General features: G+C 57.7%; 19 protein-coding genes. 12 read left to right on the top strand and 7 right to left on the bottom strand.

Going from position 1 to position 20,149, the window contains the following annotated elements:
• Window positions 1–21: 21 nt before the first annotated feature.
• Window positions 22–105 carry a small membrane protein YohP gene (gene yohP / locus FFS28_RS21965; RefSeq protein ID WP_015572324.1) on the bottom strand — a complete coding sequence of 28 codons (84 nt, stop codon included), beginning with the start codon at window positions 103–105 and terminating at the stop codon, window positions 22–24.
• A gap of 207 nt (window positions 106–312) precedes the next feature.
• Between yohP and mdtQ the strand changes: the two genes are divergently transcribed.
• Both mdtQ and FFS28_RS09160 read left to right on the top strand, forming a co-directional pair.
• Window positions 313–1,731 (top strand): multidrug resistance outer membrane protein MdtQ, encoded by a 1,419-nt coding sequence (gene mdtQ / locus FFS28_RS09165; protein WP_137849385.1) that lies wholly within the window; start codon window positions 313–315, stop codon window positions 1,729–1,731.
• A 50-nt stretch (window positions 1,732–1,781) separates the two neighbouring features.
• Window positions 1,782–2,546, top strand: coding sequence for an SDR family oxidoreductase (locus FFS28_RS09160; protein ID WP_137849384.1), 765 nt, complete (start codon window positions 1,782–1,784; stop codon window positions 2,544–2,546).
• An 81-nt stretch (window positions 2,547–2,627) separates the two neighbouring features.
• Here FFS28_RS09160 and FFS28_RS09155 read toward each other — a convergent pair whose 3' ends face one another.
• Complete coding sequence (locus tag FFS28_RS09155) at window positions 2,628–3,197, bottom strand: DedA family protein (protein ID WP_006176403.1); 570 nt, start codon at window positions 3,195–3,197, stop codon at window positions 2,628–2,630.
• A 157-nt stretch (window positions 3,198–3,354) separates the two neighbouring features.
• On the opposite strand from FFS28_RS09155, the gene FFS28_RS09150 reads away from it, so the two are divergent.
• A complete protein-coding gene (locus tag FFS28_RS09150) occupies window positions 3,355–3,942 on the top strand; it encodes a Yip1 family protein (protein WP_006176402.1) in 588 nt (195 codons plus the stop codon).
• Window positions 3,943–4,109: 167 nt separating this feature from the next.
• The gene (gene pbpG, locus FFS28_RS09145) at window positions 4,110–5,030 is read left to right on the top strand and encodes a D-alanyl-D-alanine endopeptidase (protein ID WP_006176400.1); all 921 of its coding nucleotides are present in this window, start codon (window positions 4,110–4,112) and stop codon (window positions 5,028–5,030) included.
• Between the two features lie 97 nt (window positions 5,031–5,127).
• On the opposite strand, the gene FFS28_RS09140 is transcribed toward pbpG, so the two are convergent.
• Both FFS28_RS09140 and dld read right to left on the bottom strand, forming a co-directional pair.
• The gene (locus FFS28_RS09140; RefSeq protein WP_042320259.1) at window positions 5,128–5,682 is read right to left on the bottom strand and encodes a GNAT family N-acetyltransferase; all 555 of its coding nucleotides are present in this window, start codon (window positions 5,680–5,682) and stop codon (window positions 5,128–5,130) included.
• Between the two features lie 112 nt (window positions 5,683–5,794).
• Entirely contained in the window at window positions 5,795–7,543 is a 1,749-nt protein-coding gene (gene dld / locus FFS28_RS09135) for a D-lactate dehydrogenase (RefSeq protein WP_137849383.1), read from the bottom strand.
• A 189-nt stretch (window positions 7,544–7,732) separates the two neighbouring features.
• Here dld and bglX point away from each other — a divergent pair, with 189 nt between their 5' ends.
• From bglX to FFS28_RS09110, 5 genes are all read left to right on the top strand, one after another.
• Window positions 7,733–10,030, top strand: coding sequence for a beta-glucosidase BglX (gene bglX / locus FFS28_RS09130; protein ID WP_088208101.1), 2,298 nt, complete (start codon window positions 7,733–7,735; stop codon window positions 10,028–10,030).
• Between the two features lie 147 nt (window positions 10,031–10,177).
• Window positions 10,178–11,095 (top strand): glycine betaine ABC transporter substrate-binding protein OsmF, encoded by a 918-nt coding sequence (gene osmF, locus FFS28_RS09125; RefSeq protein WP_058609815.1) that lies wholly within the window; start codon window positions 10,178–10,180, stop codon window positions 11,093–11,095.
• Window positions 11,096–11,107: 12 nt separating this feature from the next.
• Window positions 11,108–12,265: an ABC transporter permease gene (locus FFS28_RS09120; protein WP_137849382.1), complete on the top strand. Its 1,158-nt coding sequence runs from the start codon at window positions 11,108–11,110 to the stop codon at window positions 12,263–12,265.
• Entirely contained in the window at window positions 12,258–13,208 is a 951-nt protein-coding gene (locus FFS28_RS09115; RefSeq protein ID WP_137849381.1) for an ABC transporter ATP-binding protein, read from the top strand. The genes FFS28_RS09120 and FFS28_RS09115 overlap by 8 nt, the downstream gene beginning before the upstream one ends.
• Window positions 13,192–13,929 carry an ABC transporter permease gene (locus FFS28_RS09110; RefSeq protein ID WP_137849380.1) on the top strand — a complete coding sequence of 246 codons (738 nt, stop codon included), beginning with the start codon at window positions 13,192–13,194 and terminating at the stop codon, window positions 13,927–13,929. The genes FFS28_RS09115 and FFS28_RS09110 overlap by 17 nt, the downstream gene beginning before the upstream one ends.
• On the opposite strand, the gene FFS28_RS09105 is transcribed toward FFS28_RS09110, so the two are convergent.
• A complete protein-coding gene (locus FFS28_RS09105) occupies window positions 13,904–14,017 on the bottom strand; it encodes a protein YohO (protein WP_071599713.1) in 114 nt (37 codons plus the stop codon). The two genes, FFS28_RS09110 and FFS28_RS09105, sit on opposite strands and share 26 nt — an antisense overlap.
• A 69-nt stretch (window positions 14,018–14,086) precedes the next feature.
• Window positions 14,087–14,827, bottom strand: a complete 741-nt coding sequence (gene mlrA / locus FFS28_RS09100) for an HTH-type transcriptional regulator MlrA (RefSeq protein ID WP_006176391.1) — start codon at window positions 14,825–14,827, stop codon at window positions 14,087–14,089.
• A 217-nt stretch (window positions 14,828–15,044) separates the two neighbouring features.
• Between mlrA and FFS28_RS09095 the strand changes: the two genes are divergently transcribed.
• Genes FFS28_RS09095 through FFS28_RS09085 form a run of 3 tightly spaced genes read left to right on the top strand, consistent with a single transcriptional unit; the run spans window position 15,045 to window position 17,961 of the window.
• A complete protein-coding gene (locus FFS28_RS09095; RefSeq protein ID WP_137849379.1) occupies window positions 15,045–16,730 on the top strand; it encodes a sensor histidine kinase in 1,686 nt (561 codons plus the stop codon).
• Window positions 16,724–17,443: a two-component system response regulator BtsR gene (gene btsR, locus FFS28_RS09090; protein WP_006176389.1), complete on the top strand. Its 720-nt coding sequence runs from the start codon at window positions 16,724–16,726 to the stop codon at window positions 17,441–17,443. Before FFS28_RS09095 ends, btsR begins: the two co-directional genes overlap by 7 nt.
• A gap of 47 nt (window positions 17,444–17,490) precedes the next feature.
• Window positions 17,491–17,961: a YehS family protein gene (locus tag FFS28_RS09085; protein ID WP_006176388.1), complete on the top strand. Its 471-nt coding sequence runs from the start codon at window positions 17,491–17,493 to the stop codon at window positions 17,959–17,961.
• 99 nt (window positions 17,962–18,060) lie between these two features.
• Here FFS28_RS09085 and metG read toward each other — a convergent pair whose 3' ends face one another.
• Window positions 18,061–20,094 carry a methionine--tRNA ligase gene (gene metG, locus FFS28_RS09080; RefSeq protein WP_137849378.1) on the bottom strand — a complete coding sequence of 678 codons (2,034 nt, stop codon included), beginning with the start codon at window positions 20,092–20,094 and terminating at the stop codon, window positions 18,061–18,063.
• Window positions 20,095–20,149 lie beyond the last annotated feature (55 nt).

Below are 20,149 nucleotides of genomic sequence, written 5' to 3'. Positions count from 1 at the left end.
GCAACTCGCCGGGCAAACGCGTCAGAAAATCATCTTGAATACACCGGTGACCACCAGCAGCCCAATCAGAAATATAATTAAAATAACCCACAATAGTATTTTCATTCGCTTCTCCTGCGCATGTTTGTTTGTTCCCGGTAAGTGTAGCAGTCAATTTATAAGCGTGATGAATGCATCCATATAATTAATTACTAAGGGAAATAATTTTCTGATTATGAAAATGTATGACAAAGTGCGGATTGCCACGCGTTACTAAAAAAAGGGACGGTTTCAAGCGTAATTTGCGCCTTTATTTTTTGAGTGCATAACGTCATGAAGCGTTCTCTTATTCTTTCTCTTAATACCTCTCTGATTTTATTCCTGACCGCGTGTGCCCCGCAGCATCCCACAGTGACGGGGATAACTGCGCAACCGGTCGCCTCTACCGTTAACGCCCACCTGTCCCGTATCGACTGGCCAAAAAGCGAATGGTGGAAAGACTTCAACGATCCGCAGCTTAACGAACTGATTGCCAAAGCCTTGCAGGACGCGCCGGATATGCAGATTGCCCGGCAGCGAATCACTCTGGCCGAGGCGCAGGCTAAAGCCACGATGGCCGCCGACGGCCCGCAAATCGATTTTTCAGCCGATGCCGAGCGGCAAAAAATGTCGGCAGAAGGGCTGATGGGGCCGTTTGCCTTAACTGACCCGGCAGCGGGCACTACCGGGCCATGGTATACCAACGGCACCTTTGGCCTGACGGCGGGCTGGGATCTGGATTTGTGGGGGAAAAACCGCGCGCAGGTCGAGTCCCGTATCGGCAGGGTCAATGCCCAAAAAGCCGAACTGGAACAGACCCGCCAGCTTCTTGCCAGCAGCGTGGCGCGGCTCTACTGGGCGTGGCAAACCCAGTCTGCGGTCGCCGGGGTGCTTACCCGGATCAAGCATGAGCAGGAGAATATCATTGGGGCCGACGTGGAGTTATATCAGCACGGGATCACTTCCTCTGTGGAGGGGATAGAAACCGATATCAACGCCAGCAAAACCGATGAACACATAGCCGATGTGAACGGCAAAATGAGAACGATTGAGGCCCGGCTGGAAGCCTTGACCCATACTACGTCGCTGAAACTCACGCCTCATGCGCTGCCCGCTGTTGAAGCGTCACTGCCGACCACGCTGGGCTACGAACTCCTGGCCCGCCGGCCCGATCTGCAAGAGGCCCGCTGGTATATCGAAGCCTCCATGAGCGAGGTCGACGCCGCCAAAGCCGCTTTTTATCCGGATGTGAACGTCATGGCGTTTCTGCAACAGGATGCCCTTCACCTGAGCGATCTGTTCCGCTCGTCGGCGCAGCAGATGGGCGTGACGGCCGGGCTGACGTTACCGATTTTTGACAGCGGCAGGCTGAACGCCAGCCTGGATATCGCTCAGGCCCAAAATAATCTTTCGGTGGCGAACTACAACAAAGCCGTGGTGGAGGCCGTCAATCAGGTGGCGCGCACCGCCAGCGAAGTGGAAACCCTGACGGCGAAAAACCAGCATCAGCAGAAGGTTGAAAAAGAGGCGGCGCGCGTGGTGTCACTGGCGCAGGCGCGCTTCAGGGCGGGGATCGTGGCAGGCTCGCGCGTCAGCGAAGCCAGCATTCCGGCGCTGAAGGAGCGTATCGCCGGGTTGACGCTTCAGGGCGAGTACGTCGACGCCACGCTGCAGCTGACGTCTGCCCTGGGCGGCGGATATCGCCACGGCTAAATCCGGGCGTTATCTATACTTACCTCTCTGCACATTTTCAGGAGGTGAGTATGACCCGAGTTGCAATTGTCACCGCTTCAGATTCCGGGATAGGTAAAACCACGGCGCTGATGCTGGCTGAAAGAGGCTTTGATATCGGCGTAACCTGGCACTCCGACGAGAAAGGCGCGCTCGAAACCTGCCGTGAGGTGGAGGCGCTCGGACAGCGGGCGGAAGCCATCCATCTGGATTTGAGTACGCTCCCGGAAGGGGCAAAGGCGATTGAAACGCTTATCGCGCGTTTTGGGCGGCTGGACGTGCTGGTCAACAACGCTGGTGCGATGACCAAGGCGCCGTTTCTCGAGATGAAATATGAGGACTGGCGGGGCATTTTCACCGTGGACGTTGACGGGGCGTTTCTCTGTTCGCAGATCGCCGCCCGCCAGATGGTGAAGCAGGGGGAGGGCGGAAGGATCGTGAACATCACTTCGGTGCATGAGCATACGCCTTTACCCGATGCCAGCGCCTACACGGCGGCAAAACACGCCCTGGGCGGGCTAACCAAGTCGATGGCGCTGGAGCTGGTGGGCCACAACATTCTGGTGAATGCCGTGGCCCCCGGCGCTATCGCCACCCCGATGAACGACATGGACGACAGCGAGGTGAAGGCGGGTTCGATGCCGGCTATCCCGCTGGCGAGACCGGGGCACACCAAAGAGATTGCCAGCCTGGTGGCGTGGCTTTGCGACAATGATGCCAGCTATACCACGGGGCAATCGTTTATTGTCGACGGCGGATTTATGCTGGCGAATCCGCAGTTTAAACCTGCGGAGTAGGTTTTCCCTCACCCTGACCCTCTCCCAAATGGAGAGGGAACGTGATACCCGAGGGGGCGGGGGTAAGGGCATCAGGCCGCACTACTCCTCCCGCTTTTTCTCACGGTGCTTCAGCCACAGCCTCACCGCAATCACTGCCACGACCACCAGAATCAGCCACGCCCAGTGTTTGAGATGCTGATCGAGGTTATGCAGCCACGGGCCAATCACTTCGCCACCCGCGTAGCCGAGAGTGGTAAAGATCAGCGCCCAGGCGATCGCGCCAAGGATATTCAGCGGCAGGAAAATTTTAGGGGGTAACCGGCTGGCCCCGATCAGTATCGGCCCGATGATGCGGAATCCGTACATAAAGCGGGTGCCAATGACGAAAAGATAGGGATGGCGCTGGATAAGCCTCTGCGCCCGGTTGATTTTCTTGCGGTGCTTCGAAAACCGCCTGAGCAGCGTTGGCCCAAAGCGTAACCCGAGGAAGTAGAGAAGCTGGTCGCCTATCATGCCGCCCAGCGCCACGGCGGCGACAACCAGCGGAAATTTCAGCAATCCCTGATGTGCCGCAACACCCCCTAACAGGGTGATGGTTTCGCCTTCTGCCACGCTTCCGACAACCAGCGCAGCGTATCCATAGTGTTCAATCAGACCATTAATATCCATTAAGTAAGCGTAGTCTCCCTCAGCGTGCCTGCATTAATCATATACCCCATGAATAAATAACGCGGCAATCAAGGCAAATTTCCTGCTGTACATAAAATAATCGACAGCCTGCATTATACTTAGGCTATCGCTGACGGGCCGACAACAAGGGGGCGCTATGAACCATGTATGGGGACTCTTCTCCCATCCCGATCGTGAAATGCACGTAATCAGAAGCGAGAACGAAACGGTTGCGCATCATTACACGCACCATGTACTGCTGATGGCGGCGGTGCCGGTGATCTGCGCGTTTATTGGTACGACTCAAATCGGCTGGAACTTTGGTGATGGCACCGTGGTCCAGCTCTCCTGGTTCACCGGGCTGGGGCTTGCGGTGCTGTTCTATGGCCTGATGCTGGCCGGTGTTGCCATCATGGGACGCGTCATCTACTGGATGGCACGCAACTACCCGCAGCGTCCATCGCTGGCGAACTGCATGATTTTCGCCGGATACGTCGCGACGCCGCTATTCTTAAGCGGTATTGTTGCGCTCTATCCGCTGGTCTGGCTGTGCGCGCTGGTCGGTACGGTCGCACTCTTTTATACCGGCTATTTGCTGTACCTGGGTATTCCCACCTTCCTGAATATCAATAAAGAAGAGGGCCTGAGCTTCTCCAGCTCAACGCTCGCCATTGGCGTACTGGTCCTGGAGGCGTTACTGGCGCTGACGGTGATTCTTTGGGGCTATGGTTACCGTCTCTTCTAGGCGTATTGCATTGCTGGCGTAAATGCCAGCAATGCAGCATCTGTTCACGATTAACTGCTGGCGACAACGCACAGTGCCCGCTATGATGCCGAAGCCAGCCTGCATTTACCCATCCATGCAGGCGGTGTACGTCATTACGTGCGTGAATAATTACCAGAAGTCTCACCATGTTAAAATTCCGAGTCTCTTTACTTAGCCTGGCGCTGTTGCTGGGAGCGTCTGTTGCCGCACCGGTGATGGCCAAAACGCCCGCGGTAACCACCGCTGCGCAACCGCAAATTGCGTCCGGCAGCGCGATGATCGTGGATCTGAACACCAACAAGGTGATTTACGCCAGCCATCCGGACCTGGTGCGCCCGATCGCCTCGATAACCAAATTAATGACCGCGATGGTGGTGCTTGATGCACGACTGCCGCTGGATGAAAAGCTGAAGGTGGATATCAGCCACACGCCGGAGATGAAAGGGATCTACTCTCGCGTGCGTCTGAACAGTGAGATCAGCCGTAAAAATATGCTGCTGCTGGCGCTGATGTCCTCTGAGAACCGTGCGGCGGCGAGCCTGGCGCATCATTATCCGGGCGGCTATGACGCGTTTATTCGTGCCATGAATGCCAAAGCCAAATCGCTGGGGATGACCAACACCCGCTTTGTGGAGCCTACGGGCCTGTCGATTCATAACGTCTCGACGGCGCGGGATTTGACGAAGCTGCTGGTCGCCAGCAAACGCTATCCGCTGCTCGGCCAGCTCAGCACCACGCGTGAAGATATGGCGACGTTCTCGAACCCTCCGTACACGCTGCCGTTCCGCAACACCAACCATCTGGTGTATCGCGATAACTGGAATATCCAGTTAACCAAAACGGGCTTTACCAACGCGGCGGGACACTGCCTGGTGATGCGCACCGTGTTCAACGGCAAACCGGTGGCGCTGGTGGTGATGGATGCGTTCGGGAAATACACCCACTTCGCGGATGCCAGCCGCCTGCGTACCTGGATTGAGACCGGGAAAGTGCAGCCGGTGCCGGCTTCAGCGCTGGCGTATAAGAAGCAGAAAGCAGAGCAGATGGCGACCGCGCAGAACGATTGAGCCGTTTGTGAGCGCCGGGTGGCGGCTTCGCCTTACCCGGCCTACAAGGGCGTCGCATGCAGGCCCGGTAATCGAAGCCGCCCAGGGCAACAGCGACTTACTCCGGCAGCGTCCAGTCCCCGTCGTTAAGCGGGCGCTGCATAATCAGCGTATCCCGCCAGTCCCCTTTCTTGTAGCCCACGCTTCGCAGCTGGCCGACGACTTCAAAGCCGTGCTTTTTATGTAAACGCAGCGACCCGGCATTGTTATTCCCGTCACCGACAACCGCAATCATCTGTCGCCATGGACCCTTTTCACAGCGCGCAATCAGCGCATCCATCAGCGCCGATCCAAAACCGCGTCCGGTGGTGCTGGCGTCAACGTAAATCGATTCTTCAAGCGTGAAACGGTAGGCGGGGCGGGGGCGGTAGTAGGTCGCATAGCAATAGCCCACCACAATCCCACGATAGAGCACAACCAGCCATGGCAGACCCTTGTCGGCAACGTTTTGCATGCGCTGACGCATTTCATCGACGGTGGGGGGAACCTCTTCAAACGACGCGCGGCCGTGAAGGACATGCCATGCATAGATGGCCGAAATGGCATGCGCATCGTCAGGAAGGGCGTCGCGCACGTCGACTTCAGTTTCAGACAAAATATCAACAGCCGACATGATGTGCCTGCTCCTCAACATGGAAAGCCAGAGAAACGTTTCTCTGGCGTCAGGCACCTACTCTAGTACGTTTGAGGACTGCTTAACAATCTCTTAAATTTGGCTGTAGGAACTAATCAGAGGCTTGCGTATTGTGCGGCTCCGCGTCGGCCGACTCTTTCCAGTATTTATTCCGCGTAGTCTTACCAATGCCGGGATTCATACTGTTTGTAGGGTCATTTTCGCGATAAAACCGTTTAAGCGTCTCGGGCGCTTCGTATAAATGCCCAACGTTATGTTCCGCCGGATATTGTGCCCCGCGGGCGCGCAGCAGCGTCAGCATCTGCTCTTTCAGGGCGTGTGCATCGACCCCTTTCTTGACGATGTAATCCTGATGGAAGACGTAACACATAAAGTGACCGTAGTAGAGCTTGTGCACCAGCTTGCTGTCGAACTCCGGCGGCAGGTGTTCAAACCATTCGGTATCGTTACGCCGCAGGGCGATGTCCAGCGCCAGAATATCCTCCACCTCGTCGGAATGAACCGCCTGATAGCGAATGGCCGCGCCCGCCGCCGCGAAGCGGTGCAGGAAGGCTTTGCTGCCTTCTTCCGGCGTACAGGCAAAGAAATCCCCGTCGGCGGTTTTGAAGAACTCGGTCAGCCAGGTCTGCGCTTCGGCAATGCCATCGCCGGCCATCTTCAGCAGCAGATGATGTTCGTACTTGTCGCGCCAGGTTTTCATTCTTTCAGGTAAATGCGCCGGGAAGACGTTGCCGAGTTTCTGCATGAAGCGGTCGGTAAAGTGCGGCTTAAACAGCGGCACTTTTTCCAGCATTGCGTCGGTGCGGCCCTTCATCGTAAAGAAGAACGGCATTTTGTCGGTACCGAGCTTGTCGATCATCAGGAAGGTGTCTTTACCGTAACGCTCGGCGATGTCGTAGATATCGCGGTGCATATACTCGCCTGCCACCGGCAGATGGGTAAAGTTGCCAAGAATGTGGCGGCGGATCTCGGTCAGTACGCCAGGCTCATTGGTGCCGATGTAGAACACCTGCTGGTTTTTTTCAGCCGGGAAAGTGTCCAGGCGCACGGCGAAGACGGCAAGCTTGCCCGCGCAGCCGGAGGATTCAAACAGGCGATCCGGGTCAGCGTTATAGCGCGCCGGGGTCTGGGCTTCAATGTCGCGCACGCGGGTTACGTAGTCATGGTCGTGAGCATGACGTCCGTCGTGCTGAACGTCTTCATCCCGCACGCGATCGTCGTCGAGCTTGCTGAGAATTTGCTCCGGCGTCACGCCCAGATCGATCCCCAGATGGTTCACCAGCGTCAGTTTGCCGTTCTCGTCGATACGGGCGAAAAGGGACATTTCGGTGTAAGCCGGGCCGCGCTGCACCAGCGAGCCGCCGGAGTTGTTGCAGATCCCGCCCACCACGGAGGCGCCAATGCAGGAGGAGCCGATCACCGAATGCGGTTCGCGTCCCAACGGCTTGAGCGCTTTTTCCAGGGAATACAGGGTGGTGCCGGGGAAGGCAAGCACCTGTTCGCCTTTATCCAGCAGGTGCAGTTTGTCGAGACGCAGCGTGCTGATAATCACGATGTCGCGATCGTAATCATTGCCGTTCGGCGTTGAGCCTTCCGTCAGACCGGTATTGGCGGCCTGCATCAGAATAATTTTGTCGGCGGTGACGCAGGCGCTCAGTACACGCCACAGTTCCAGCAGCGTGCCGGGGAAGACCACCGCCAGGGCGTCGCCCTGTCCGGAACGAAAGCCCTTGCGGTAGCGCGCGGTTTTGGCCGGGTCGGTAAGCAGGTGAGAGGAGCCAACCAGGCGCGACAGTTCGTTAATAAATGCGGTGTTATCGTGAGATCGAACAGAAGACATCTTCCACTCCTTGTGGTGGGGCAAATTTCTCGCTGTAAAGCATAGCGCGATTAATCGTCAAGCGGTCTACTATTCATGAGAAAAATCAGAGAATAACCCTGCACGGATCAAAGGGTTTATGGCACACTGCGCTTTTCGCACGGGCTGGCCGAGGGCTGCCGGCGGTTATTGATGAGAGAGTAAAACGACATGAAATGGCTATGTTCGGTAGGTGTCGCCGTTAGCCTGGCGCTGCAACCTGCGCTGGCAGACGATTTGTTTGGTAATCATCCGCTCACGCCTGAAGCCCGTGATGCATTTGTCACCGAGCTGCTCAAGAAGATGACGGTCGATGAGAAAATTGGCCAGCTGCGTCTGATCAGCGTCGGCCCGGATAACCCGAAAGAGGCTATCCGCGACATGATCAAGGAGAGCCAGGTCGGGGCCATTTTTAACACCGTTACCCGCCAGGATATCCGCAAAATGCAGGATCAGGTGATGGAACTCAGCCGCCTGAAAATCCCTCTCTTTTTCGCCTATGACGTGCTGCACGGCCAGCGCACCGTCTTCCCAATCAGCCTCGGCTTAGCCTCCTCCTTTAACCTCGACGCGGTAAAAACCGTCGGGCGTATTTCCGCCTATGAAGCGGCGGACGACGGCCTGAACATGACCTGGGCACCGATGGTCGACGTCTCCCGCGATCCGCGCTGGGGCCGCGCGTCGGAAGGCTTCGGTGAAGACACCTACTTAACCGCCACGATGGGGAAAACCATGGTGGAAGCGATGCAGGGCAAAAGCCCGGCGGACCGCTACTCGGTAATGACCAGCGTCAAACACTTCGCGGCCTACGGCGCGGTGGAAGGCGGGAAAGAGTACAACACCGTGGACATGAGCCCGCAGCGCCTGTTCAACGACTATATGCCGCCGTATAAAGCGGGGCTGGATGCGGGCAGCGGCGCGGTGATGGTGGCGCTGAACTCCCTGAACGGCACGCCTGCAACCTCCGACGCCTGGCTGCTGAAAGACGTGTTGCGTGACCAGTGGGGCTTTAAGGGCATCACCGTCTCGGATCACGGCGCGATTAAAGAGCTGATTAAACACGGCACGGCCGCCGATCCGGAAGATGCGGTACGCGTGGCGCTCAAGTCCGGCATCAACATGAGCATGAGCGACGAGTATTACAGCAAATACCTGCCGGGGCTGGTGAAAAGCGGCAAAGTGACGATGGCCGAGCTGGACGACGCCACCCGCCACGTGCTGAACGTCAAATATGACATGGGGCTGTTTAACGATCCGTACAGCCACCTCGGGCCGAAAGACTCTGACCCGGCGGACACCAACGCCGAAAGCCGTCTGCACCGCAAAGAAGCGCGCGAAGTGGCGCGTGAAAGCCTGGTGCTGCTGAAAAACCGCCTCGACACGCTGCCGCTGAAGAAATCCGGCACCATTGCCGTGGTCGGCCCGCTGGCCGACAGCAAGCGCGACGTGATGGGCAGCTGGTCCGCCGCGGGCGTGGCCGATCAGTCCGTAACCGTGCTGACCGGCATTAAGAGCGCCGTTGGGGATAATGCGAAAGTGGTGTACGCCAAAGGGGCGAACGTCACCAACGATAAAGATATCGTCACCTTCCTCAATCAGTATGAAGAAGCCGTGAAGGTCGATCCGCGTACGCCGAAGGAGATGATCGACGAAGCGGTTAACGCCGCGAAGCAGTCCGACGTGGTGGTGGCCGTGGTGGGTGAAGCGCAGGGGATGGCGCACGAAGCCTCCAGCCGTACCGACATTACGATTCCGCAGAGCCAGCGCGATCTGATCGCCGCCCTGAAAGCGACCGGTAAGCCGCTGGTACTGGTGCTGATGAACGGTCGTCCGCTGGCGCTGGTGAAAGAAGATCAGCAGGCTGATGCGATTCTCGAAACCTGGTTTGCCGGGACCGAAGGCGGTAACGCCATCGCCGACGTGCTGTTTGGCGATTACAACCCGTCCGGCAAGCTGCCAATGTCCTTCCCGCGCTCCGTCGGGCAGATCCCGGTGTACTACAGCCACCTTAATACTGGCCGTCCGTATAACGCCGATAAGCCGAATAAGTACACCTCTCGTTACTTCGACGAAGCCAACGGCCCGCTGTATCCGTTTGGCTATGGCCTGAGCTACACCACTTTCACGGTGTCTGACGTGAAAATGTCGGCTCCGACCATGACCCGTGACGGCAGCGTCACCGCCAGCGTGGACGTGACCAACAGCGGCAAGCGTGACGGCGCAACGGTGATCCAGATGTACGTTCAGGACGTTACCGCGTCCATGAGCCGTCCGGTGAAGCAGCTGCGTGGTTTTGAGAAGGTGGATCTCAAGCCTGGTGAGACCAAAACGGTGAGTTTCCCGATTGACGTCAACGCGCTGAAGTTCTGGAACCAGCAGATGAAATACGATGCTGAACCGGGCAAGTTCAACGTCTTTATCGGCGTAGATTCCGCCCGCGTGAATAAAGGCGAGTTCGAGCTGCAGTAACCCTTCCTTTCTCTGACATCCCCCGCAGGCCGGGGGATGTATCTTACCTTATGCTAAAAAGGCATTTTGACGGTTAAATCCGCCGTTTTAAGCTACGCTTTTCTCTCAAGCCTCTGAAAAAGGCGATAAAAAAATGAGGACAGCGGAATGACGAAGACAAAGGGGATTTTAGGCGCGGCGGCATTACTGGCGGCGCTGAGCCTGCCATTGCAGGCCGCCGAGCCGGTGAAGGTTGGCTCAAAGATCGATACCGAAGGGGCGCTGCTCGGCAATATCATCTTGCAGGTGCTTGAGAGCCATGGCGTGAAAACCGTCAATAAAGTGCAGCTTGGTACCACGCCGGTGGTGCGCGGCGCGATCGTCTCGGGCGAGCTGGATATCTATCCTGAATACACCGGTAACGGCGCTTTCTTCTTTAAAGATGAAAACGACGCGGCATGGAAAAACGCCAAAGCCGGTTATGAGAAGGTCAAAAAGCTGGATGCGGAACAGAACAAACTGGTCTGGCTGACGCCTGCACCAGCTAACAACACCTGGACCATTGCGGTGCGCAAAGATGTTGCTGAGAAAGGCAAGCTGACGTCGCTTGAGGATCTGAGCCGTTATCTGAAAGAGAAGGGCGACATCAAGCTTGCCGCCTCTGCGGAGTTCATCGAACGCCCTGACGCGCTTCCAGCCTTTGAAAAAGCCTACGATTTTAAACTCGACCAGTCGCAACTCCTCTCCCTGGCGGGCGGCGATACCGCGGTGACCATTAAGGCGGCCGCGCAGCAGACCTCCGGCGTGAATGCGGCGATGGCCTACGGCACCGACGGCCCGGTGGCCGCGCTGGGCCTGCAAACCTTAACCGATCCAAAAGGCGTCCAGCCGATTTATGCCCCGGCACCGGTAGTGCGAGAGGCGGTCCTCAAAGCCTATCCGCAGATTGGCGACTGGCTTAAGCCGGTCTTTGAAAAGCTGGATGAAAAAACGCTGCAGCAGCTCAATGCCAACATTGCCGTTGAAGGACTGGATGCCAAAAAAGTGGCTGCCGACTTCCTGAAACAACAAGGGCTTGTGAAGTAACAGGGAAAGGCTGTGCCAATAAAATGTCATAACCGCGTACTGCTGCTGTTGGTAATTGTCGCCCTCGCCGCCGTCGCGTTACCCTTTGTGAACGTTGCGCCCAATCGCCTGGTCTCGGGCGAAGGGCGCGCGATCTGGACTATCTGGTCATTTACGCCAGCGCTGCTTGCCGCCGCGCTGGTTGTGCTGATCGCCTTATCCCTGTGGTCATCGCGTTTATCCCTCTGGCTGTCACTCGTGCTTTGTGAAGCGCTGTTTATTGCGCTGTTCTGGAGCGCGGGGCTGGCGGCGACGCAGATGACCTCGCTTGAAAGCCCCCTTGCGCGAACGTCGATAGGCAGCGGTCTGTGGCTGTGGCTGGCGCTGTGCCTGCTGGCCTGCAGCGATGCGATCCGCCGCCTGATGCCGATGTCCGCCTGGCGCTGGCTGCTTAACGCCCAGCTCTGGTGTATCCCGCTGGTGCTGCTGTTCAGTGGCGAGCTGATCGACCTGTCGTTATTAAAAGAGTATGCCAATCGTCAGGAGGTATTTGACGATGCGCTCGCGCAGCACCTGACCATCCTGTTCGGTACGCTGGTGCCGGCCCTGCTGGTGGGCGTACCGCTGGGCATGTGGTGCTATCGCCATCCCTCGCGCCAGGGTGGGGTGTTTACCGTGCTTAACGTTATCCAGACCATCCCGTCCGTTGCGTTGTTCGGCCTGCTGATCGCGCCGCTGGCGGGGCTGGTGAAATCCTTTCCAGCGCTTGGCTCGTTGGGCATCGCGGGAACCGGGCTTACGCCTGCGTTGATTGCCCTGGTGCTGTATGCGCTGCTGCCGCTGGTCCGTGGCGTCGTGGCGGGGCTGGGGCAGGTCTCGTCTGACGTGCTGGAGAGCGCGCAGGCGATGGGCATGAGCGCTCGCCAGTGTTTCTGGAAAATCCAGCTGCCGCTTGCGCTTCCTTTGCTGGTGCGCAGCCTGCGGGTGGTGACGGTGCAAACCGTGGGCATGGCGGTGATTGCCGCGCTGATTGGTGCGGGCGGCTTCGGTGCGCTGGTATTCCAGGGGCTGCTCAGCAGCGCGCTGGATTTAGTGCTGCTCGGGGTGATCCCCACCATCGCGCTGGCGGTCGTGCTTGATGCGCTGTTTGCCTTGTGGCTCGCGTTGCTCAGGAGAAGAGCCAATGATTGAATTTAACGATGTCAGTAAAACCTTTGAGGGCCGTCCGGCGGCAAGCCATCTGAACCTGAATTTTTCCGAGGGCGCATTTTCCGTGCTGATCGGCACCTCAGGGTCAGGTAAATCCACCACCCTGAAGATGATCAACCGCCTGGTCGAGCACGACAGCGGGCAGATCCGCTTTGCCGGAGAAGAGATTCGCAGCCTGCCGGTGCTGGAGTTGCGCCGTCGCATGGGGTACGCCATACAGTCCATCGGCCTGTTTCCGCACTGGACGGTGGCGCAAAATATCGCCACGGTGCTACAGCTGGAAAAATGGAGTCGGCGCAGCATCGACGAGCGCGTGGATGAGCTGATGGCCCTGTTAGGGCTGGAGCCTGCGCTGCGCGACCGTTATCCGCACCAGCTTTCCGGCGGGCAGCAGCAGCGGGTCGGGGTGGCGCGCGCGCTGGCCGCCAACCCGCAGGTACTACTGATGGATGAACCTTTCGGCGCGCTCGATCCTGTTACGCGCGCGGCCCTGCAGGCAGAGATGACGCGCATCCACCGCATTCTTGGGCGCACCATCGTTCTCGTGACCCACGATATCGATGAAGCGCTGCGGCTGGCCGACCATCTGGTGTTGATGGACAACGGCGAAGTGATCCAGCAGGGGACGCCGCTGGCGCTGTTGAGCCATCCGACCAATGATTTTGTCCGCGAGTTTTTTGGCCGCAGCGAGCTGGGCGTCAGGCTGCTCTCCCTGCGCACGGTGGGCGAGTACATGCGGCGGGGCGATGCGTCGCCTGGCGGCGAACCGCTTCAGGAACAGATGAGCCTGCGCGATGCGCTTTCGGCCTTCGTGGCGCGCCAGTGCGAGGCGCTGCCGGTCTGTGATGCGCAGGGGACACTCTGTGGCGCGCTGCATTTCCGCGATCTGCTGGTGGGGGAGGTGGTGCGTGAAGTGGATGCGTGATCCGCTGCTCTGGCTGGTGGGACTTTTTCTGGTCTTGCTGTGGGCCATGCCGTACAGCGCCGGGCTGTTTAGTACCCTGTTTCCCGGCCTGCCGCGTCCGGTTTATCAGCAGGAGAGCTTTATCAATCTTGCGCTGGCGCATGCCTGGCTGGTGATCCTCTCAAGCGTCGTGGCGATTGTGATTGGCGTGGGGGCCGGGATTGCGGTAACGCGCCCATCCGGCAAGGAGTTTCGTCCTCTGGTGGAGACGATAGCCGCTATTGGACAAACTTTTCCGCCGGTCGCGGTGCTGGCCATTGCGGTGCCGGTGATGGGCTTTGGTCAGGTGCCAGCGATTGTCGCGCTGATCCTGTACGGCGTCTTGCCCATTCTTCAGGGCACGCTGGCGGGGATTGCCTCGGTTCCGGGGTCGGTGCTGAGCGTGGCGGAAGGGATGGGGATGAGCGCTTGGCAGCGGCTTGGCAAGGTTGAGTTGCCGCTTGCGGCACCGGTGATCGTGGCGGGGATCCGCACGTCGGTGATTATCAACATTGGCACCGCGACCATCGCCTCAACGGTGGGGGCTAATACGCTCGGAACGCCGATTATTATCGGCTTAAGCGGGTTTAATACGGCCTATATCATTCAGGGTGCACTGCTCGTCGCGCTGGCGGCTATTGTCGTCGATCGCCTGTTTGAGCGCCTGGCCGTTTATCTCAGCCGACACCGCCGCGTACAATAAATGAGTAACCCGCCAGCATCACGCCGCCGATACCGCTGAGGGCCATCAGCACGAAAAGTGTTATTACGGCCAGTTTAGTTGCCTTCATCATCTGCTCCTGTTGTTAACGGAACAATTATACGGTGAAGCGCAGCTGTTAATGAACCATTAAATGTCGTTAAGGCTCATTCGGACCAAGCGGGTAAACGGGGTAGCCATGCTCACGCCACTCCGTGAGCAGCTGCTGCTGCGAGGCGGTTGGCACTTCGCCGCACCACACCAGCAGGGTTTGTCCGTCGAAAAGGTCGGGGCGAAGCTGGGGGAGGGAATGTGCCAGTACGTCCACACGCCAGCCCCGCTGGGTGGCGATCCACGCTTCCAGCCATAGCCGGGTGGTATCGTGAACGTTCCAGCCGACAACCAGCGCATCTTTTCCGCCCTTGTTTCTGGCCGATGCAAGAAAGACGGCGATGTAGTTGATGAGTACCCCGTCCAGCATGCTGAGCAGCGCCTGCAGGGTGGTTTGCTGACACTGCAGCCGTCGACGCAGCGGGATGAAAAGGTGGGTGATCAAGGTCCGGGCGGGATAATCGCGCCCCTGCTCTTTAATCCAGGCACGCAGGCGCTGAAGGTTGCCCGCCTGCAGAAGCCGCAGCAGCGTTTCCTGATGCTCGCGCCAGAGATGCTGGGTGTCCGGGTCGTCCTGGCTGAGCAGATCTTTGACTTTGCCCACCTGCACGCCATTGTCGATCCAGCCTTTAATCTCGCGAATGCGGTCGATGTCTGCCTCATTGAACAGACGATGACCGCCGTCGGTTCGCTGCGGTTTCAGTAATCCATAACGTCGCTGCCACGCGCGCAGCGTGACGGGATTGATATCACAAAGGAGTGCCACTTCACCTATCGTGTAAAGCGCCATAGTTGCCCCCGGCTTGCGCGTTCCCAGCTTAACTGTAGACCCAGTTTGGCGAACCAGGAAGAATTGTCGTTTTTTTGAACGAATAATGCCCGTTATGGGTGATATTCGGCAAAAGGTGTGACAGCGAACACGAAATGCGGCTTTTTTGGAATACTTCAAAGAAAGTTTACCGCCATCAGTGTATGTTACGCGTTTTTGAAATGTGCGGTCCCTGCGTATGTACGAGTTCAATCTGGTGCTGCTGCTGCTTCAGCAGATGTGTGTGTTTCTTGTCATCGCCTGGCTGATGAGTAAAACGCGCCTGTTCATCCCGCTGATGCAAGTGACCGTTCGTCTCCCGCACAAGCTGCTTTGCTACGTCACCTTCTCCATTTTTTGCATCATGGGCACCTATTTCGGGCTGCACATTGAAGACTCCATTGCCAACACGCGCGCCATCGGCGCGGTCATGGGCGGTCTGCTCGGTGGTCCGGTCGTGGGCGGGCTGGTTGGGTTAACCGGCGGATTGCATCGCTACTCAATGGGCGGCATGACGGCGCTAAGCTGCATGATCTCGACCATTGTTGAAGGGCTGCTCGGTGGCCTGGTGCACAGCTACATGATCAAACGCGGACGCCCGGATAAAGTCTTTAGCCCGATCACCGCCGGGGCGATTACCTTCGTGGCGGAGATGGCGCAGATGGCGATTATTTTGCTGATCGCCCGGCCCTACGAAGACGCGCTGCATCTGGTGAGCAGCATTGCCGCACCGATGATGGTGACCAACACCGTCGGGGCCGCGCTGTTTATGCGTATTCTGCTCGACAAGCGCGCGATGTTTGAGAAATACACTTCGGCCTTCTCCGCAACGGCGTTAAAAGTCGCCGCGTCGACCGAAGGGATCCTGCGCCAGGGCTTTAACGAAGAAAACAGCATGAAGGTGGCGCAGGTTCTTTATCAGGAACTGGATATCGGCGCGGTCGCGATTACCGACCGTGAACGGCTATTGGCCTTTACCGGCACCGGGGACGACCACCATCTGCCGGGCAGACCGATCTCTTCCGCGTACACCCTGCGCGCCATCGAGACCGGTGAAGTGGTCTACGCCGACGGCAACGAAGTGCCGTACCGCTGCTCCCTGCATCCGCAGTGCAAGCTCGGCTCTACGCTGGTCATTCCGCTGCGCGGTGAAAACCAGCGTGTGATGGGCACCATCAAGCTTTATGAAGCGAAGAACCGCCTGTTCAGCTCGATCAACCGCACGCTGGGGGAGGGGATCGCCCAGCTGCTGTCGGCCCAGATTCTGGCAGGACAGTATGAACGGCAAAAAGCGCTGCTGACGCAGTCAGAGATCAAGCTTCTGCATGCTCAGGTCAACCCGCATTTCCTGTTTAACGCGCTCAACACGCTGAAGGCGGTCATTCGCCGTGACAGCGATCAGGCGGCCCAACTGGTGCAATTTCTGTCGACGTTTTTCCGCAAGAACCTCAAGCGTCCGTCGGAGATTGTCACCCTGGCGGATGAAGTCGAGCATGTTAACGCCTATCTGCAAATTGAGCAGGCGCGTTTTCAGTCGCGACTGCAGGTGTCGCTGTCGGTGCCGGATGAGCTGGCGTACCAGCACCTTCCGGCCTTTACCCTGCAGCCTATCGTCGAGAATGCCATCAAGCACGGCACGTCGCAGCTGTTGGGGATTGGCGAGATCACGATTTCTGCCTGCCGGTTTAATCACCATCTGGTGCTGGATATTGAAGATAACGCCGGGCTTTATGCGCCAACCGCATCAGGCGGTTTGGGCATGAGCCTGGTGGATAAACGCCTGCGTGCGCATTTTGGTGACGACTGCGGGATCACCGTCGCCTGCGAGCCAGACCACTTTACCCGCATTACCTTACGACTGCCGCTGGAGGAAAACGCATGCTGAGAGTGCTGATTGTGGATGATGAGCCGCTCGCACGGGAAAACCTGGGCGTTCTGTTGCAGGAGCACAGTGATATTGAGGTGGTAGGAGAGTGTGCCAACGCCATCGAGGCGATTGGCGCGGTGCACAAGTTGCGCCCGGACGTGCTGTTTCTCGACATCCAGATGCCGCGCATCAGCGGCCTGGAGATGGTGGGGATGCTCGATCCCCAGCACCGTCCCTATATCGTGTTTTTGACGGCCTTTGATGAATATGCCGTGAAAGCCTTTGAAGAACATGCGTTTGATTATCTGCTAAAGCCGATCGAGGAGAAGCGTCTGGAAAAGACGCTGACCCGCCTGCGCCAGGAGCGTGGCGTGCAGGATGTGACCCTGCTGCCGGAGAACCAGCAGCCGCTGAAGTTCATCCCCTGCACCGGACACAGCCGAATTTATCTGCTGCAAATGGATGACGTCGCCTTTGTCAGCAGCCGGCTGAGCGGCGTGTACGTCACCAGCGCCGAGGGCAACGAAGGGTTCACCGAACTGACGCTGCGCACGCTGGAGAGCCGCACCCCGCTGATCCGCTGTCACAGACAGTATCTGGTTAATATGGCGCATCTCAAGGAGATCCGTCTTGAGGATAACGGCCAGGCCGAGCTGGTGCTGCGGGCCGGACAAACGGTTCCCGTCAGTCGTCGCTACCTGAAAAGTTTGAAAGAAGCGATTGGCCTGTAAAACTGGTACACTGCGCGCCATTGCAACATCGAAAGTTAAAGGCACTCATGATTAGTAATGACATTCTTCGTAGCCTGCGCTACACCCTGAAAGCAAACAATAACGACATGGTGCGCATTCTTGCGCTGTCCGATATGGAAGCCACGTCGGCAGGTTTCGATACCTGGATGACCAAAGAAGATGAAGAGGGTTTTGTTCGCTGCCCGGACATTATTCTGTCTGGCTTCCTGAACGGCCTGATTTACGACAAGCGCGGCAAAGATGAGTCTGCACCCGAGCTGGCGCTGGAGCGCCGCGTGAATAACAACACCGTGCTGAAAAAACTGCGTATCGCCTTCTCACTGAAAACTGACGATATTGTGGCGATTATGACCGAGCAAAAATACCGCGTATCGGTGCCGGAAGTGACCGCCATGATGCGCGCACCGGATCATAAAAACTACCGCGAGTGCGGCGACCAGTTTCTGCGTAACTTCCTGCGCGGGCTGACCCACCGGGTGCATCACCCGAAAGCGTGATTTTAGCCGGGTGGCGGCCTGATGCCCTTACCCCGACCCTCTCCCAGAGGGAGAAAACACGTTGCAAAAAAAAGCCGGAGATCAACTCCGGCTTTTTTGTTATTTCACCTGCTGACCCGGCTTCGCGCCTTCGTCAGGGCTTAACAGGAAGATATCTTTCCCGCCAGGACCTGCCGCCATCACCATCCCTTCAGAGATGCCGAAGCGCATTTTGCGCGGCGCAAGGTTCGCAACCATCACCGTCTGGCGACCAATCAGCACCTGCGGATCGGGATAGGCAGAACGGATGCCGGAGAAGACGTTACGCTTCTCGCCACCCAGATCCAGCGTCAGGCGCAGCAGCTTGTCAGAGCCTTCGACGAATTCCGCGTTTTCAATCAGCGCCACGCGCAGGTCGACTTTGGCGAAATCATCAAAGGTAATAGTCTCCTGAATCGGATCGTCTGCCAGCGGGCCGGTTACCGGCGCAGCGGCAGCCTTCACCTCTTCTTTGGAGGCCTCGACCAGCGCGTCAACCTGCTTCATTTCGATGCGGTTATACAGCGCCTTGAAGGTGTTGACCTTGTGGCCGAGCAGCGGTTGCTGGATGGCATCCCAGGTCAGCTCGGTGTTCAGGAATGCTTCAGCACGCGCAGAGAGCTGCGGCAGAACCGGCTTGAGCCAGGTCATCAGCACGCGGAACATATTCAGGCCCATGGTGCAGATAGCCTGAAGGTCCGCATCGCGGCCTTCCTGCTTAGCGACAACCCACGGTGCCTGCTCGTCAACGTAGCGGTTAGCCACGTCAGCCAGCGCCATGATTTCACGAATCGCTTTACCGAATTCACGGCTTTCCCAGGCGTCGCCAATCGCAGCGGCGGCGTCGGTGAAGGTTCTGTACAGCTCAGGATCGGCCAGTTCGGCAGACAGCACGCCGTCAAAACGCTTGGCGATAAAGCCCGCATTACGGGAGGCCAGGTTCACCACCTTGTTGACGATGTCCGCGTTAACGCGCTGGACGAAATCTTCGAGGTTCAGGTCGATATCGTCGATGCGAGAAGAGAGCTTCGCGGTGTAGTAGTAGCGCAGGCTGTCCGCGTCGAAGTGGTTCAGCCAGGTGCTGGCTTTAATAAAGGTGCCGCGGGATTTAGACATCTTCGCGCCGTTCACCGTCACATAGCCGTGGACGAACAGGTTGGTTGGCTTGCGGAAGTTGCTGCCTTCCAGCATCGCTGGCCAGAACAGGCTGTGGAAGTAAACGATATCTTTGCCGATGAAGTGGTACAGCTCGGCGTCGGAATCTTTCTTCCAGTATTCGTCAAAGCTGGTGGTGTCGCCGCGTTTGTCGCACAGGTTCTTGAACGAGCCCATGTAGCCGATTGGCGCATCCAGCCAGACGTAGAAATATTTGCCCGGCGCGTTCGGGATTTCGAAGCCGAAGTAAGGTGCATCGCGGGAGATATCCCACTGCTGTAGACCGGATTCGAACCACTCCTGCATTTTATTGGCGACCTGCTCCTGCAGCGCACCGCTGCGGGTCCACGCCTGCAGCATTTCGCTAAACGACGGCAGATCGAAGAAGAAGTGCTCAGAGTCGCGCATGACAGGCGTTGCGCCGGACACCACGGATTTCGGCTCGATAAGCTCGGTCGGGCTGTAGGTCGCGCCGCACACTTCGCAGTTATCGCCGTACTGATCCGGGGATTTACATTTCGGGCAGGTGCCTTTGACGAAACGGTCCGGCAGGAACATGCCTTTTTCCGGATCGTAAAGCTGAGAAATGGTGCGGTTTTTGATAAAACCGTTCTCTTTCAGTCGGGTGTAGATAAGCTCAGACAGCTCGCGGTTCTCGTCGCTGTGCGTCGAGTGGTAGTTGTCATAGCTGATGTCAAAACCGGCGAAATCCGTCTGGTGCTCCTGACTCATTTCACCGATCATCTGCTCCGGGCTGATGCCGAGCTGCTGCGCTTTCAGCATGATCGGCGTGCCGTGGGCGTCGTCTGCACAGATGAAGTTGACCTCGTTGCCGCGCATTCGCTGGTAACGGACCCAGACATCAGCCTGGATATGCTCCAGCATGTGGCCGAGGTGGATTGAGCCGTTGGCGTACGGCAGTGCGCACGTTACCAGAATTTTTTTCGCGACTTGAGTCATAGTAGTCATTACTTCTTTTAACTGTGAAAAGGGTTTTTGATATTACCAAAAGGGG

The sequence above is a fragment of the Enterobacter sp. 2VL genome (assembly GCF_005503595.1).
Taxonomy (GTDB): Bacteria; Pseudomonadota; Gammaproteobacteria; order Enterobacterales; family Enterobacteriaceae; genus Enterobacter; species Enterobacter cancerogenus.
Note: the sequence above shows the minus strand (reverse complement) of the source record. Positions and strands in the feature narration are given on the sequence as shown.